15 protein-coding genes are annotated in these 14,657 nt (G+C 39.5%); 11 read left to right on the top strand and 4 right to left on the bottom strand.

Features of this window, described 5'->3' with window-relative positions; all coding sequences use genetic code 11:
• Positions 1 to 178: 178 nt before the first annotated feature.
• On the top strand, positions 179 to 1,735 hold the full coding sequence (locus tag DW173_RS05815) for a sensor histidine kinase (RefSeq protein ID WP_004299325.1): 1,557 nt from the start codon (positions 179 to 181) through the stop codon (positions 1,733 to 1,735).
• Between the two features lies 1 nt (position 1,736).
• Positions 1,737 to 2,438: a response regulator transcription factor gene (locus DW173_RS05810; RefSeq protein WP_004299326.1), complete on the top strand. Its 702-nt coding sequence runs from the start codon at positions 1,737 to 1,739 to the stop codon at positions 2,436 to 2,438.
• Between the two features lie 77 nt (positions 2,439 to 2,515).
• On the opposite strand, the gene DW173_RS23915 is transcribed toward DW173_RS05810, so the two are convergent.
• On the bottom strand, positions 2,516 to 2,692 hold the full coding sequence (locus DW173_RS23915) for a hypothetical protein (protein WP_004299327.1): 177 nt from the start codon (positions 2,690 to 2,692) through the stop codon (positions 2,516 to 2,518).
• 140 nt (positions 2,693 to 2,832) lie between these two features.
• Positions 2,833 to 3,279: a MarR family winged helix-turn-helix transcriptional regulator gene (locus tag DW173_RS05805; RefSeq protein WP_004299328.1), complete on the bottom strand. Its 447-nt coding sequence runs from the start codon at positions 3,277 to 3,279 to the stop codon at positions 2,833 to 2,835.
• A gap of 160 nt (positions 3,280 to 3,439) precedes the next feature.
• Between DW173_RS05805 and rpsF the strand changes: the two genes are divergently transcribed.
• The 8 genes from rpsF to DW173_RS05765 all read left to right on the top strand — a co-directional run bounded on the left by rpsF (position 3,440) and on the right by DW173_RS05765 (position 11,082).
• On the top strand, positions 3,440 to 3,784 hold the full coding sequence (gene rpsF, locus DW173_RS05800) for a 30S ribosomal protein S6 (protein WP_004299329.1): 345 nt from the start codon (positions 3,440 to 3,442) through the stop codon (positions 3,782 to 3,784).
• Between the two features lie 2 nt (positions 3,785 to 3,786).
• Positions 3,787 to 4,059, top strand: a complete 273-nt coding sequence (rpsR, locus tag DW173_RS05795) for a 30S ribosomal protein S18 (RefSeq protein ID WP_004307964.1) — start codon at positions 3,787 to 3,789, stop codon at positions 4,057 to 4,059.
• Positions 4,060 to 4,073: 14 nt separating this feature from the next.
• Positions 4,074 to 4,517: a 50S ribosomal protein L9 gene (rplI, locus tag DW173_RS05790; protein WP_004307965.1), complete on the top strand. Its 444-nt coding sequence runs from the start codon at positions 4,074 to 4,076 to the stop codon at positions 4,515 to 4,517.
• 82 nt (positions 4,518 to 4,599) lie between these two features.
• Entirely contained in the window at positions 4,600 to 6,264 is a 1,665-nt protein-coding gene (locus DW173_RS05785) for a DUF6377 domain-containing protein (RefSeq protein ID WP_009040856.1), read from the top strand.
• A gap of 239 nt (positions 6,265 to 6,503) precedes the next feature.
• Positions 6,504 to 7,616, top strand: coding sequence for a Gfo/Idh/MocA family protein (locus tag DW173_RS05780; RefSeq protein WP_004299332.1), 1,113 nt, complete (start codon positions 6,504 to 6,506; stop codon positions 7,614 to 7,616).
• Positions 7,617 to 7,628: 12 nt separating this feature from the next.
• The gene (locus DW173_RS05775) at positions 7,629 to 9,116 is read left to right on the top strand and encodes a Gfo/Idh/MocA family oxidoreductase (protein WP_009040855.1); all 1,488 of its coding nucleotides are present in this window, start codon (positions 7,629 to 7,631) and stop codon (positions 9,114 to 9,116) included.
• A gap of 44 nt (positions 9,117 to 9,160) precedes the next feature.
• Positions 9,161 to 10,024 carry a DUF1080 domain-containing protein gene (locus tag DW173_RS05770; RefSeq protein WP_004316253.1) on the top strand — a complete coding sequence of 288 codons (864 nt, stop codon included), beginning with the start codon at positions 9,161 to 9,163 and terminating at the stop codon, positions 10,022 to 10,024.
• 149 nt (positions 10,025 to 10,173) lie between these two features.
• Entirely contained in the window at positions 10,174 to 11,082 is a 909-nt protein-coding gene (locus DW173_RS05765) for a sugar phosphate isomerase/epimerase family protein (RefSeq protein ID WP_008025008.1), read from the top strand.
• 88 nt (positions 11,083 to 11,170) lie between these two features.
• On the opposite strand, the gene DW173_RS05760 is transcribed toward DW173_RS05765, so the two are convergent.
• Together DW173_RS05760 and DW173_RS05750 are read right to left on the bottom strand one after the other, a co-directional pair.
• On the bottom strand, positions 11,171 to 11,392 hold the full coding sequence (locus DW173_RS05760; protein ID WP_004306615.1) for a hypothetical protein: 222 nt from the start codon (positions 11,390 to 11,392) through the stop codon (positions 11,171 to 11,173).
• Between the two features lie 159 nt (positions 11,393 to 11,551).
• Positions 11,552 to 13,225, bottom strand: a complete 1,674-nt coding sequence (locus DW173_RS05750; protein ID WP_004299337.1) for a long-chain fatty acid--CoA ligase — start codon at positions 13,223 to 13,225, stop codon at positions 11,552 to 11,554.
• Positions 13,226 to 13,335: 110 nt separating this feature from the next.
• Here DW173_RS05750 and mtaB point away from each other — a divergent pair, with 110 nt between their 5' ends.
• Positions 13,336 to 14,655 carry a tRNA (N(6)-L-threonylcarbamoyladenosine(37)-C(2))-methylthiotransferase MtaB gene (gene mtaB, locus DW173_RS05745; protein ID WP_120143988.1) on the top strand — a complete coding sequence of 440 codons (1,320 nt, stop codon included), beginning with the start codon at positions 13,336 to 13,338 and terminating at the stop codon, positions 14,653 to 14,655.
• The last annotated feature ends 2 nt before the right edge of the window (positions 14,656 to 14,657 follow it).

The following is a 14,657-nucleotide window of genomic DNA, read 5'->3' as shown; positions in this document are numbered from 1 at the left end:
AAAAACACAAGGAGAAGATTTAATTTTTTATTAAATTTGCAAACCAAAGGAGGGGTTTTATTGTTGTAGTAATCAGAATACAACCTAAATAGCTCCTTACGGTTAATTTCCGGGAAGTTCCGGTTAAATCAAGTTAATGCATTAGGAGTGTTAATTAGGGAGTGTTAATTTTGTTGCTATGAAGAAGTCAACAATTTGGATATTAGGTATTGTAATGGGGCTTTCCTTCCTTAGCTTGCTGTATTTGCAGGTAAGTTATATAGAGGAAATGATGAAAACCCGTAAGGAACAGTTTGATTCGGCTGTACGCAATAGCCTGGATCAGGTTTCCAAGGATGTGGAATATGCAGAGACCAGACGTTGGTTGATCGAAGATATTTCAGAAGCAGAAAGAAAGGCGCTGATTGCGAATAATGCTTCCATACAACAAGACAACTTGATTCAGCAAACGCAGCGGTTTACAGTGAAGTCTAAGGATGGCAAGGTATATTCGGATTTTGAGCTGAAAGTGATGACCACTAAGCCCTCCGAGCTTCCGAAGGCTATGATTTCTCCTTACAGGGGGACAAAGACCATTCCGGAAACTTCGCGTTCATTAGTGGAAGCCATTAAGAATCGGTATATGTATCAACGGGCATTACTCGATGAAGTGGCCTGGCAGATGATTTACCGGGGAAGTGACAAGTCGATTGGAGACAGAGTACGGTTTAAAGAACTGGATGACTATCTGAAATCGAGCTTATATAATAATAGTATAGATTTGCCTTATCACTTTACGGTGATCGACAAAGACGGAAGGGAAGTCTACCGTTGTGCGGATTATGAGGCAAAGGGAAGTGAAGACGCTTATCAGCAGGCATTGTTCAAGAATGACCCGCCTGCAAAAATGAGTATCTTGAAAGTACACTTTCCGGGGAAGAAAGATTATATCTTTGACTCCATCAGTTTCATGATTCCGTCGCTGATATTTACACTGGTATTGTTAGTGACATTCATCTTTACGATTTATATCGTATTCCGGCAAAAGAAACTGACGGAAATGAAGAATGACTTTATCAATAATATGACGCACGAATTTAAAACACCGATATCTACCATTTCATTAGCAGCCCAGATGTTGAAAGATCCGGCGGTGGGAAAATCTCCACAGATGTTCCAGCATATATCGGGAGTGATTAATGATGAAACCAAGCGCTTGCGCTTCCAGGTGGAAAAGGTGCTCCAGATGTCGATGTTCGAACGTCAGAAGGCCACTTTGAAGATGAAGGAGATTGATGCGAATGAATTAATAGCAGGAGTTGTCAATACCTTTGCTCTGAAAGTGGAACGGTATAATGGTAAGATAACATCGAACCTTGAGGCCACCGATCCTGTTATATTTGCAGACGAGATGCATATCACGAATGTAATCTTTAATCTGATGGATAACGCGGTGAAATATAAGAAACCGGAAGAGGATCTGGAACTGAAAGTGAGAACGTGGAATGAGTCGGGTAAACTGATGATTTCGATACAGGATAATGGTATCGGTATCAAAAAAGAGAACCTGAAAAAGATATTTGAAAAGTTCTATCGTGTACATACGGGTAATCTGCACGATGTGAAGGGCTTTGGACTGGGATTGGCTTATGTGAGAAAAATTATATTGGATCATAAGGGAACCATCCGGGCGGAAAGCGACCTGAACGTGGGAACTAAATTTATTATTGCATTACCTTTATTAAAAAATAATTGATATGGACGAGAAACTGCGTATTTTATTGTGCGAGGATGACGAAAATCTTGGCATGCTTTTAAGAGAATATCTACAGGCAAAAGGTTATTCTGCTGAGTTATATCCTGATGGAGAAGCCGGTTATAAGGCTTTCTTGAAGAATAAATATGACTTGTGCGTGTTTGACGTGATGATGCCTAAAAAAGACGGATTCACACTGGCACAGGATGTCCGTGCAGCAAATGCTGAAATTCCTATTATCTTCCTGACGGCCAAAACGCTGAAAGAAGATATCCTGGAAGGCTTTAAAATCGGTGCGGATGATTATATCACCAAACCGTTTAGTATGGAAGAATTGACATTCAGAATTGAAGCAATCTTGAGACGTGTTCGTGGAAAGAAGAACAAAGAAAGCAATATCTATAAGATTGGTAAGTTTACTTTCGACACACAGAAACAAATTCTGTCGTCAGAAGGCAAACAAACTAAGCTGACTACCAAAGAGTCTGAACTGCTCGGATTGCTTTGCGCACATGCCAATGAGATTTTGCAACGTGACTTCGCTCTGAAAACAATCTGGATTGACGATAACTATTTCAATGCCCGTAGTATGGACGTGTATATCACGAAACTACGTAAGCACCTGAAAGAAGACGATTCAATCGAAATTATCAATATTCACGGAAAAGGCTATAAGCTGATTACTCCGGAAGTTGAATCTTAATGATTGCGTTTGAGATAACTCCAAATAAAAAATCCCGGGAACATTCGTTTCCGGGATTTTTTATTGATTTTGCGAAATTAATCAGCGATCTTCTTATTAATAACAATATAAGAAATGAGTCCCAGTACTACAAGTACTACTGAAGTACCCAGGATGGCGTTGTTGTTTACATTTCCTGTAAAGGAACAAGCCAGCAGGATGACTACTCCGACCAAGATTAATATCAATCCTAAGTTCTTTAATAAACCTTTCATGTGTGTGTATTTTAATAGATTATAATATTCCAGTCACAAATTAAAGCATAATTCTTTAACGGGCGAAATTATTTGGATAAAAATTCCATTATAAATGCACGATTTAGTGGATTTTATGATTTGGAGAGAAGTTCTTCTATCTAATCTTTTGTATTGTAGAACACCTTTTTCAGTACCTCCTGTCCAATGCTCAATTCGTCGAGAGTGATACCGTGAAGAGCCTCTTTCAGAGTCTGTCCGGCAATGACACGCGCTTTTTCCTCCAGTTCTTTTCCGTCTTTGGTCAGATGGATCAAGTTGGTGCGGCGGTCTTTTTTATCGGAAATGCGCACAACAAGATGTTGCCGTTCCATATTATCTATCAAACGGGTCATGCTGGGCTTGTCTTTAAAAGTTGCATTACACAACTCTTGTTGCGTCACGCCGTCTTTTTCCCACAGGAAAATGAGTACCGTCCATTGTTCGGGGCTGATTTCCAATCCGTTCTGACGGAAGTTACGGTACAGTTTCCGGTTGATTGCCGCAGAAACTTTGCCATTTAATATGGCAAATATAAGTCGAATGTCGAAATTAAATTGCTCTATCATGAAATTATTGTTTAAACAACTTTGCAAAGGTAAGTCTCTTCCCGGATAAATCCTATCTTCGGATACAAAAAAAGATTAAATATTTGTAGTTCAAAATAAAATGTCTAACTTTGCACCCGCATTTAAAATCAAATAATTTATTTATTTAATTAAACGAAGTATGAATCAATACGAAACCGTTTTCATTTTAACTCCCGTTTTATCTGATGTTCAGATGAAGGAAGCGGTAGAAAAATTCAAAGGCGTTCTTCAAGCTGAAGGTGCTGAGATTATTAATGAAGAAAACTGGGGACTGAAGAAATTGGCTTACCCAATTCAGAAAAAGTCTACAGGTTTTTATCAACTGATTGAGTTCAATGCAGATCCTACTGTAATTGACAAGCTGGAAATTAATTTCCGTCGTGATGAACGCGTAATCCGTTTCTTGACTTTCAAGATGGATAAGTATGCTGCTGAATACGCTGCAAAAAGAAGAAGTGTTAAATCAAACAAAAAGGAGGATTAATCATGGCACAACAAGTTCAATCAGAAATCAGATATTTAACTCCGCCGTCAGTAGACGTTAAGAAGAAAAAGTACTGCCGTTTCAAAAAGAGTGGTATTAAGTATATCGACTACAAAGATCCTGAATTCTTGAAGAAATTCTTGAATGAACAAGGAAAAATCCTTCCGCGTCGTATTACAGGTACTTCTTTGAAGTTCCAACGTCGTATCGCGCAGGCTGTGAAGAGAGCTCGTCACTTGGCATTGCTGCCTTATGTAACTGACATGATGAAATAAGAAGGAGGAAAAGTATGGAAATTATATTAAAAGAAGACGTAGTAAACTTGGGTTATAAGAACGATATCGTAAACGTGAAATCCGGATACGGTCGTAATTATCTGATCCCGACTGGAAAAGCTATCATCGCTTCTCCTTCTGCAAAGAAAATGTTGGCTGAAGAACTGAAACAGCGCGCTCACAAACTTGAGAAAATCAAGAAAGATGCTGAAGCTATGGCTGCTAAGTTGGAAGGCGTTTCTTTGACTATCGCAACTAAAGTTAGCTCAACCGGTACTATCTTCGGTTCTGTTGGTAACATCCAGATTGCTGAAGCATTGTCTAAACTGGGTCATGAAGTTGACAGAAAGATCATCGTTGTAAAAGACGCTGTGAAAGAAGTTGGTAGCTACAAGGCTATCGTTAAGCTTCACAAGGAGGTTTCGGTAGAAATTCCTTTCGAGGTAGTTGCTGAATAAGAGCAAATTTACTTCATATATGAAAAGCGATTTGTTCTGAACGAATAAATCGCTTTTTTTTGTTATCTTTGCTATTACTATTATGAAATTCAACTATTGTTTTCTAAAGAAGAGGTTTTTGCTTCTGCTGATTGCTTTGGGAATTGGCAGTGTTCTTTATGCAAATAATGAGTTGAAACTATTGACTGATTCTTTGCGTAGAGTGATAGATGAAAAACACGTCTTTGTTAAAGAGAAAGAGGATCGGATAAACCGGATAAAATGTATGTTGAGAAGTCCCGGTTTGACTCTTGAAGGAGAATATAGAATCAATCTACGGTTATATAATGAATATAAAAAGTTTCATATTGATTCAGCCATCCATTATGTTGATCGCAATATTGAGATTTCCCGCCAGTTGAATAGACCTTATTTCACCAACCAGTCGTCTTTACATCTTAGCCTTTTATATTCGATGTGTGGCAGGTTCCGCGAAGCGGAGATTATTTTGAAAAGTATAAAGACTTCAGAACTTCCCAGAGATTTATTAATAAACTATTATCAAACTTATTCCAGCTTTTGGGGACACTATTCGATTTCTGTCGCCAATAATCTGTATGGCAAGCAGCAGGCTGCTTACCAGGATTCGTTGTTTGCCCTCATTGACCACACTTCTTGGGATTATCGAATGTCCCAGGCTTCTTATTATATTTGGCGTGATACGCTGAAATCGAAAGAAATTTATAAAGAACTGCTGGAGATTGAGGAAGTGGGGACGCCCAATTATGCTATGATAACTCATTCATATTCTAGGTTATGTCACCATCAGAAAAAGTATGATGAAGAAAAAAAATATTTGATGTTGTCGGCAATAGCCGATACCCGGAATGCTACGCGGGAAAATGCATCCCTGCAATCTCTTGCATTGATAGCTTATGATGAACAGAATTTAGCTGATGCCTTTAAATTTACACAGTCCGCTATCGATGACGTTATATCTTCCGGTATTCATTTCCGGGCCATCGAAATTTATAAATTCAATTCTATTATTAATACAGCTTATCAGGCGGAGCAGGCCAGATCACGGTCGCATCTGACTACTTTTCTTATTTCTACAAGTATTATCCTTTTTCTTTTAGTCCTGTTGGTGCTTTTCATCTATATTCAAATGAAAAAGACGTTGAAAATAAAACAGGCATTGGCACAGAGTAATGAGGAGCTTTTGCGATTGAACAACAAGCTGAATAGCATGAACAGCCAGCTGAATGATACAAATAATCAGTTGTGTGAAATTAATAGTATAAAAGAGTATTACATAGCCGAATTCTTTGATGTCTGTTTTAGTTATATCCATAAAATGGAGAAATATCAGAATATGCTGTATAAAATAGCTATTAATAAATACTATGATGAACTGATTAAGAAGCTAAAATCATCTGCGCTTATTGATGAAGAGCTTGGCGCTTTATACACTCGTTTTGATAAGGTCTTTCTGGGTTTGTATCCCACCTTTGTATCTGATTTTAACGCTCTGTTGAAAGATGAAGAGAAAATTATTTTAAAACCGGACGCTTTATTGAATAGAGAACTTCGTATTTATGCTTTATTACGCTTGGGTATTACGGATAGTGGAAAGATAGCGAACTTTCTCCGTTGCTCTACAAGTACGGTTTATAATTATCGTACGAAGATGAGAAATAAAGCAGCCGTCGACAGGGATGAATTTGAGAATGAAATTATGAAAATTAGTTCAACACAAGAGATATAATTATTATTTTAACATTATAATACTTTCCAAATCATCTACATTTTTTTGATGTGTCAAGTTATCTAAGTTGTTGATTAATAGTAAAAAGAGCAGATTTTATATCTACATAAAGTAGTGTAAGTCAAATAAGCCGTTATTTATTTGGCTAGATTTGCAATATCAGTTTTTAGCTCATCAGTTTGGTAGTTAGAAGTTGATGTTTTATCTATTATTTGTACTTAAATTCACTATGTTTAATTATGAACACGCAATCTTCAGTAGACACGAGAATTAAAGTTGGAATTATCGGTTTTGGTAGGATGGGAAGATTCTACTGGGAAGCGATGACTAAAAGTGATCGGTGGAATATTGCTTATATTTGTGATACCGATCCGGCATCACGTCAGTTGGCTAAAAAGCTTTCCCCTAACTCTATTATAGTAGAAGATAATCAAAAGATTTTTGAGGATGAAAGTGTGCAGGTAGTCGGGCTTTTCACTTTGGCTGACTCGCGGATGGAACAAATAGAAAAAGCTATTCGTTACGGCAAACACATTATTTCAGAAAAACCAGTTGCAGATACAATGGAAAATGAGTGGAAAGTTGTAGAAATGACAGAAAACACAAATCTCATTTCTACGGTAAATCTGTATCTGCGAAATTCCTGGTATCATAATTTAATGAAGGAATATATCCAGCAAGGGGAAATCGGAGAGCTGGCTATTATTCGTATTTGTCACATGACTCCCGGCTTGGCACCAGGTGAAGGTCATGAGTATGAGGGACCTGCTTTCCATGATTGTGGAATGCACTACGTAGATATTACCCGTTGGTATGCAGGATGTGATTATAGAACATGGAATGCCCAGGGAGTGAATATGTGGAACTACAAAGATCCTTGGTGGGTGCAATGTCACGGAACTTTTCAAAATGGGGTCGTTTTTGATATTACCCAAGGATTTGTTTATGGGCAATTATCTAAAGACCAGACACATAATTCGTATGTAGATATTATAGGTACAAAAGGGGTTGTGCGTATGACGCATGACTTCAATACTGCTGTTGTCGACCTGCACGGTGTCAATCAGACCATCCGTGTAGAGAAACCTTTTGGCGGCAAGAATATAGACGTGTTGTGTGACCTGTTTGCTGATTCGGTAGAAACCGGAAAACGCAGTTCACGATTACCGCTAATGCGCGATTCGGCTATTGCATCCGAATATGCATGGACATTCTTGAAAGATACCCGCAAACACGATTTGCCCGCTATTGGTAATTTGCGCACTTTGGAGCAAATACGCGAACGAAGAAAAAACATGAAAAATGGATATGGATTGTTGCACGGCAACCTTCCAAAGATTATTAACCCTTAAACAAATAAAATCATGTCAAACATTTCGAGGAGAAAATTTCTCAAAACGGGAGCCGCTGCTTTAGCAGGTATAACCATTGCTCCCAGTACAATTTTAGGTATGAGTCACGGGCATATTTCGCCTACTGATAAACTGAATCTTGCAGCTGTGGGTATTGGTGGCATGGGACATGCCAACATTAATCACGTAAAGGGCACTGAAAATATTGTGGCTCTTTGTGATGTGGATTGGAAGTACGCAAAAGGCGTGTTCGACGAATTCCCCAAGGCTAAAAAATACTGGGACTATCGTAAGATGTATGATGAAATGGGTAAATCTATCGACGGTGTGATTATCGCAACTGCCGACCATACTCATGCTATTATCACTGCTGATGCAATGACAATGGGAAAACATGTATATTGTCAGAAACCATTGACCCACTCTGTTTATGAATCTCGTTTGTTGACAAAACTGGCTGCATCAACGGGCGTGGTTACCCAAATGGGTAATCAGGGGGCATCGGATGAAGGTACGGATTTAGTATGTGAATGGATTTGGAATGGTGAAATCGGTGACGTAACGAAAGTTGAATGTGCAACAGACCGTCCTATTTGGCCTCAAGGATTGAATGTTCCTGAAAAGGTTGATAAAATTCCTAGCACATTGAATTGGGATTTATTCACAGGTCCTGCTAAAATGAATCCTTATAATGCTATTTACCATCCTTGGAACTGGCGTGGATGGTGGGATTACGGAACAGGTGCATTGGGTGATATGGCTTGTCATATTTTGCATCAGCCGTTTAAAGCATTGAAATTGCAGTATCCTACCAAAGTGGAAGGTTCATCGACATTATTGTTGAATGCTTGTGCTCCACAGGCACAACACGTGAAAATGATTTTCCCTGCTCGTGAAAATATGCCGAAAGTAGCTATGCCTGAAGTGGAAATACATTGGTATGATGGCGGTATGATGCCAGAACGTCCGAAAGGATTCCCAGAAGGAAAACAACTGATGCAGAGCGGTGGTGGTTTGACTATTTTCCACGGAACAAAAGATACATTGATTTGCGGATGTTATGGACAGAATCCTTGGTTGCTTTCAGGTCGTAAACCAAATGCACCGAAGGTTTGCCGTCGTGTTCCTAAAGCAATGAATGGTGGTCACGAAATGGATTGGGTACGTGCATGTAAAGAAGATAAATCTAATCGTATCATGACTAAATCTGACTTCTCAGAAGCCGGACCTATGAATGAAATGGTAGCAATGGGTGTATTGGCTATTCGTTTGCAAGCTCTGAATAAGACTCTCGAGTGGGATGGAGCTAACATGTGTTTTACAAATATCGGTGATAACGAAACCATTCGTACTGTTATCAAAGACGGATTCAAGATTCATAATGGTCATCCTACATTTGATAAGACATGGACAGATCCGATCAATGCAAAACAGTTTGCGGCTGAATTAGTGAAACATAATTATCGTGAAGGCTGGAGACTGCCTGATATGCCAAGATAAAAGTAGATTAAAAATTAAAGATTAAAAATTAAATAGTTGATATCATGAAAAAAGTATTTTATCCATTAGCTTGTTGTTGTCTTGCTGCAGGCGTTTTCGCTTCTTGCGGTGGTCAGAAGAAAGCAAATGCTCCGGAAGAGCAAAAAGTTGCGTTGACTTACTCTAAATCATTGAAAGCGGCAGAAACAGATAGCTTGAATTTGCCTGTTGATGAAAATGGTTATATCACAATCTTTGATGGCGAAACATTTAACGGATGGCGTGGTTATGGAAAAGACCGTGTTCCTTCTAAATGGACAATTGAAGACGGTTGTATCAAATTCAACGGTTCTGGTGGCGGTGAAGCTCAAGACGGTGATGGTGGTGACCTGATTTTTGCTCACAAGTTTAAAAACTTCGAACTGGAAATGGAGTGGAAGGTTTCTAAAGGTGGTAACTCCGGTATTTTCTATTTAGCTCAGGAAGTTACATCGAAAGATAAAGACGGTAATGATGTGCTTGAGCCTATTTATATTTCTGCGCCCGAATATCAGGTGTTGGACAATGCCAATCATCCGGATGCTAAATTGGGTAAGGACAACAATCGTCAGTCAGCTTCTTTGTATGACATGATTCCGGCAGTTCCTCAAAACTCTAAACCGTTTGGCGAATGGAACAAGGCTAAGATTATGGTTTATAAAGGTACTGTTGTTCACGGACAAAACGATGAAAACGTACTTGAATATCATTTGTGGACAAAACAATGGACTGATATGTTGCAAGCAAGTAAGTTCAGTGAAGAAAAATGGCCTTTGGCATTTGAATTGCTGAATAACTGCGGTGGCGAAAATCACGAAGGTTTCATTGGTCTGCAAGATCACGGTGACGATGTTTGGTTCCGCAACATCCGCGTGAAAGTTTTGGACTAATCGAATAGTAATAAGGAAAGGCACGGGTTACGTGTATTTCACGTTTTTTTTGAATGGCGATTGCCATGGAGTAACCGTGAAGTCTGTGTAATCCGTGCCTGTTTTTTCTATGTAAACCTGAATAATTGTAACCCACTAATATCTATTATATGAAAACTAGAATTTATATCTGTGCATTGGCTGCTCTTTTCATGATTCCACTGGCAGTAACGGCACAAACCAAGAAAAAAGCTAAAAAAGAAGTAGCAATTCAGCTCTATTCTGTCAGAGATATATTAAACAAGGTAGACAACAAAAATGGTAAGTGTGACCCCACTTATACTGCTCTTCTGAAGAAATTGGCAAACATGGGATATACCGGTGTTGAAGCAGCCAATTATAACAACGGTAAATTTTATGACCGTACTCCTCAACAATTTAAGAAAGATGTCGAATCGGCAGGATTAAAAGTCTTGTCTTCACATTGTACAAGACAATTGTCTAAAGAAGAATTGGCTTCCGGCGACTATTCAAAGTCACTTGAATGGTGGGATCAATGTATTGCCGATCACAAAGCTGCCGGTATGAAATATATTGTAGCTCCGTGGATGGATGTACCTAAGACACTCAAGGATTTAGAAACATATTGTGCATATTATAATGAAATAGGCAAGCGTTGCAAACAACAAGGTTTGTCGTTCGGATATCACAATCACGCTCATGAATTTCAGAAGGTAGAAGATAAAGTGATGTATGATTATATGTTGGAACATACGAATCCTGAATATGTTTTCTTCCAGATGGACCTTTATTGGGTAGTTCGCGGACAAAACAGTCCTGTTGATTATTTTAATAAATATCCCGGTCGCTTCCAGATATTCCATGTGAAAGATCACAGAGAGATTGGACAAAGTGGAATGGTCGGTTTTGATGCTATCTTTAAGAATGCAAAAACTGCAGGCGTTAATTATCTCGTTGCTGAAATCGAAAAGTATAGTGTTCCGGTAGAGGAAAGTGTAGAAGAAAGTCTGGATTATTTATTGAACGCTCCCTTTGTGAAAAGTTCATACGCTAAATAACGTGTGGCTTGCTAAAATAAAGGCATAAAAAAAAGTCTGTGCATGCTTTCGCATGGCAGACTTTCAATTCTCTCTAGCTGTTTCTGAATTATTCAGCTACAGTTTCAGTTGCAGTGCTATCAGCATTCAAAGAATCTGCTGCTGCGGCTGCTGCTTGTTCAGCTTCAAGAGCTGCTGCTTCTACTGCTGCGATTGAGTCAGCGATACGGATAGAATCTGCAGTTGCTTTTGCTGCGTCAGCTGCTTTGTTACCACATGATGCGAATGATACTGCTACGATAGCTACGGCCATCAAAACTAATTTTTTCATTTTCTTTGCTTTTTAAAAACGTAATACAATCAATTGCTTTATTAAAACGATGCAAAGGTATGTACTTTTTCAATATGTTGTTCTCGAAACGCCAACTTTTTTTATATTTTTTTTTGTAACTGGCCACTTTTCTCCCCTTTTTATATGTTTTAGAACATGCTAATCGACAGCAATACTGTTATATAAGTATCTTTTTATGCTTCTTTTGGGCGTTTTTTCAAATTCAGTAGGGTAGAGTTGGATCTTGCTGATTTTCTCATAAGCGGCTACGTTGCTGTTCAGGTTCTTAAGATTTTCATCCATGATTGTTTTCAGGTTATCCGGATTATTTAATCCGAGAGAATCCAACGCTTCGTAATCGGCATAAACAAGTGCCACTAATTTTTTATTGCGTTCGATAACAAGACTTTCGAGAATGAAAGGCAGGTTATTCAGTTTGGTTTCCAACTCTTCGGGGAAGATATTCTGTCCGCTAGAACTTAAGATCATAGTTTTGAGTCGTCCCCGGATGAAAATATTTCCGTTGCTGTCCATGGAACCGAGGTCACCGGTACGTAGCCAGCCGTCCTGCGTGAATACTTCCTGTGTTGCTTCCTGGTTCTTGTAGTAGCCCACCATCACATTTTCTCCCCGAACCTGGATTTCTCCGGTTTCTGCTTCCGGGGTTTCCTTATAGATACGTGCTTCCATTATATCTAGAATCTTTCCGGAAGAACCTAGTACAAATTCATCCCAGGGGGCGTAGCTGATAAGCGGACCGCATTCTGTCATTCCATAACCGATGGTAAAAGGGAATTTGATTTTGTAGAAGAATTCTTCTACTTCCTTATCCATAGCGGCGCCACCGATAATGATCTCTTTAAACCGTCCTCCCAGTGCATCAATCAGTCTTTTACGTATCTGGTTGTAGATTTGGGTGTCGAGCAGAGGGATATTGAGTGCCCACTTCATACCTTTTTTATTAATGAGTGGCTGGATAATATTCTTATATATCTTTTCAATCACTAGCGGGACAGTAATAATAAGGTTGGGTTTCACTTCCTCAAAAGCTTTCATTATAATTTTAGGAGAAGGCGTTTTTCCAAGCAAAGTGACATGGGTGCCGACAGCCGTTGCTGTCAGAAAGTCGAATGCGCAACCGTATGCGTGGGCGAGGGGAAGGAAAGAAAGCACTTTATCCCCTTTTTTAAGGAGTTCGGTACGAATACCGAAAGTGACATTGCCGGCAAGATTGTTTCCTGTCAGCATCACACCCTTACTGAAACCAGTGGTTCCGGAAGTGTAATTTAACAGCATCACTTTGTCATTGGATAAAGTGGTGTACTGAACATCTTCACGGGTAAATCCTTTCGGATACAAAGCATGCATCTCTTTATCGGTATTTTTCAGAAACTTCTGTATGGTTTCCCCGTCACGTTGATAAAGACACCGGAAATCAGTCAATGAGAATACTCCCCGTAGTCCCGTTAATTTTTCCTCTTCCAAATTCTCCCAAATGCTGTCGCTGGTGAACAGGAATACAGATTCGGAATGATTGACGATATGATGAACGTCATTAGGCGTAAAATCTTGAAGGATAGGGACAATGATCGCTCCGTATGTGATCGTTGCCATATAGGCGATGCACCAATGAGCGTTATTTTTGCCGATAACTGAAATCTTATCTCCTCTGCGAAGGCTACAATGTTTGAATAACAGATGTAAACGGGCGATTTTTTCAGCTACCTCACCGTATGTATATTGGGTATCTTCTCCATAATCAGTATAACAAGGCAGATCCCAATTCTCACGAAAACTATTTTCGTATAGTTTAATGAAATTCTCTTTAATCATTGCACGTTTTTTAGTGGATTGTGCAAAAATAGGAATAAACTTTCGTATCCTAAAGTGTTTTACTGATAATAATGTGTAACTTTGCAAAGTTAATGTGTTTATAACAGCTTATGATAGATACCACTGTATTTCAAAATAAGACAGCCGTTTATTATACTTTAGGCTGCAAATTAAATTTTTCAGAGACTTCAACTATCGGTAAAATCCTGCGTGAGGCAGGAGTCCGGACTGCGCGCAAAGGAGAGAAAGCAGATATCTGTGTGGTAAATACCTGTTCGGTGACAGAGATGGCGGATAAGAAATGCCGGCAAGCCATCCACCGCTTGGTAAAGCAGCATCCCGGTGCTTTTGTGGTAGTGACCGGATGTTATGCGCAATTGAAGCCTGGCGACGTGGCAAAGATAGATGGAGTAGATGTAGTGCTGGGAGCGGAACAGAAGGGAGAGTTACTTCAATATCTGGGCGACCTCCAAAAGCATGAAAAAGGAGAGGCTATCACTACTACAACCAAAGATATCCGTTCGTTTTCTCCCTCGTGTTCACGGGGAGACCGTACTCGTTTCTTCTTGAAGGTGCAGGATGGATGCGATTACTTCTGTTCATATTGCACGATTCCTTTTGCCCGCGGGCGAAGTCGTAACGGGACTATTGCTTCCATGGTTGAGCAGGCCGGGCAGGCAGCTGCTGAAGGCGGAAAAGAAATCGTTCTGACCGGAGTGAATATCGGAGATTTTGGTAAAACAACAGGAGAGAGTTTCTTTGATCTGGTAAAAGCATTGGATCAGGTAGAGGGAATCGAACGTTATCGTATTTCTTCCATAGAACCCAATCTGTTGACTGATGAGATTATCGAGTTTGTGTCTCATTCCCGTAGTTTTATGCCTCATTTTCATATCCCTTTGCAATCCGGTTGCGATGAAGTTTTGCAGTTAATGCGTCGTCGTTATGACACTGCTCTTTTTGCTTCGAAAGTGAAGAAGATAAAAGAGGTGATGCCGGATGCTTTTATCGGAGTGGACGTGATTGTGGGAACCCGTGGAGAAACACCCGAATACTTTGAACAGGCTTATCAGTTTATTGATGGTCTGGATGTGACGCAGTTGCATGTGTTTAGCTATTCCGAACGTCCCGGAACGCAAGCCTTAAAAATAGAATATGTGGTTTCTCCGGAAGAGAAGCATCAGCGTAGTCAGCGTCTGTTGGCACTATCGGACCAAAAGACACAGGCTTTTTATGCACGTCATATCGGGCAGACAATGCCGGTATTGATGGAAAAATCGAAAGCTGGTGCTCCGATGCATGGATTTACGGAGAATTATATTCGTGTAGAGGTGGAAAGTGATGACTCGCTGGATAATCAGGTAGTTAATGTACGTCTGGGAGAGTTTAATGAGGAGATGACAGCACTTAAAGGTACAATTTTGATATAAGT

This window comes from Bacteroides sp. AM16-13, assembly GCF_003602705.1.
GTDB lineage: Bacteria > Bacteroidota > Bacteroidia > Bacteroidales > Bacteroidaceae > Bacteroides > Bacteroides xylanisolvens.
Note: the sequence above shows the minus strand (reverse complement) of the source record. Positions and strands in the feature narration are given on the sequence as shown.

Bases quoted from the DNA above. Each gene is read 5' to 3' on its own strand.
- rpsF (WP_004299329.1), top strand. From the start codon at position 3,440: ATGAATCAATACGAAACCGTTTTCATTTTAACTCCCGTTTTATCTGAT.
- DW173_RS05785 (WP_009040856.1), top strand. From the start codon at position 4,600: ATGAAATTCAACTATTGTTTTCTAAAGAAGAGGTTTTTGCTTCTGCTG.
- DW173_RS05765 (WP_008025008.1), top strand. From the start codon at position 10,174: ATGAAAACTAGAATTTATATCTGTGCATTGGCTGCTCTTTTCATGATT.
- DW173_RS05760 (WP_004306615.1), bottom strand. From the start codon at position 11,392: ATGAAAAAATTAGTTTTGATGGCCGTAGCTATCGTAGCAGTATCATTC.
- DW173_RS05770 (WP_004316253.1), top strand. From the start codon at position 9,161: ATGAAAAAAGTATTTTATCCATTAGCTTGTTGTTGTCTTGCTGCAGGC.
- rplI (WP_004307965.1), top strand. From the start codon at position 4,074: ATGGAAATTATATTAAAAGAAGACGTAGTAAACTTGGGTTATAAGAAC.
- DW173_RS05805 (WP_004299328.1), bottom strand. From the start codon at position 3,279: ATGATAGAGCAATTTAATTTCGACATTCGACTTATATTTGCCATATTA.
- DW173_RS05775 (WP_009040855.1), top strand. From the start codon at position 7,629: ATGTCAAACATTTCGAGGAGAAAATTTCTCAAAACGGGAGCCGCTGCT.
- DW173_RS05810 (WP_004299326.1), top strand. From the start codon at position 1,737: ATGGACGAGAAACTGCGTATTTTATTGTGCGAGGATGACGAAAATCTT.
- rpsR (WP_004307964.1), top strand. From the start codon at position 3,787: ATGGCACAACAAGTTCAATCAGAAATCAGATATTTAACTCCGCCGTCA.
- DW173_RS05815 (WP_004299325.1), top strand. From the start codon at position 179: ATGAAGAAGTCAACAATTTGGATATTAGGTATTGTAATGGGGCTTTCC.
- mtaB (WP_120143988.1), top strand. From the start codon at position 13,336: ATGATAGATACCACTGTATTTCAAAATAAGACAGCCGTTTATTATACT.
- DW173_RS05750 (WP_004299337.1), bottom strand. From the start codon at position 13,225: ATGATTAAAGAGAATTTCATTAAACTATACGAAAATAGTTTTCGTGAG.
- DW173_RS05780 (WP_004299332.1), top strand. From the start codon at position 6,504: ATGAACACGCAATCTTCAGTAGACACGAGAATTAAAGTTGGAATTATC.
- DW173_RS23915 (WP_004299327.1), bottom strand. From the start codon at position 2,692: ATGAAAGGTTTATTAAAGAACTTAGGATTGATATTAATCTTGGTCGGA.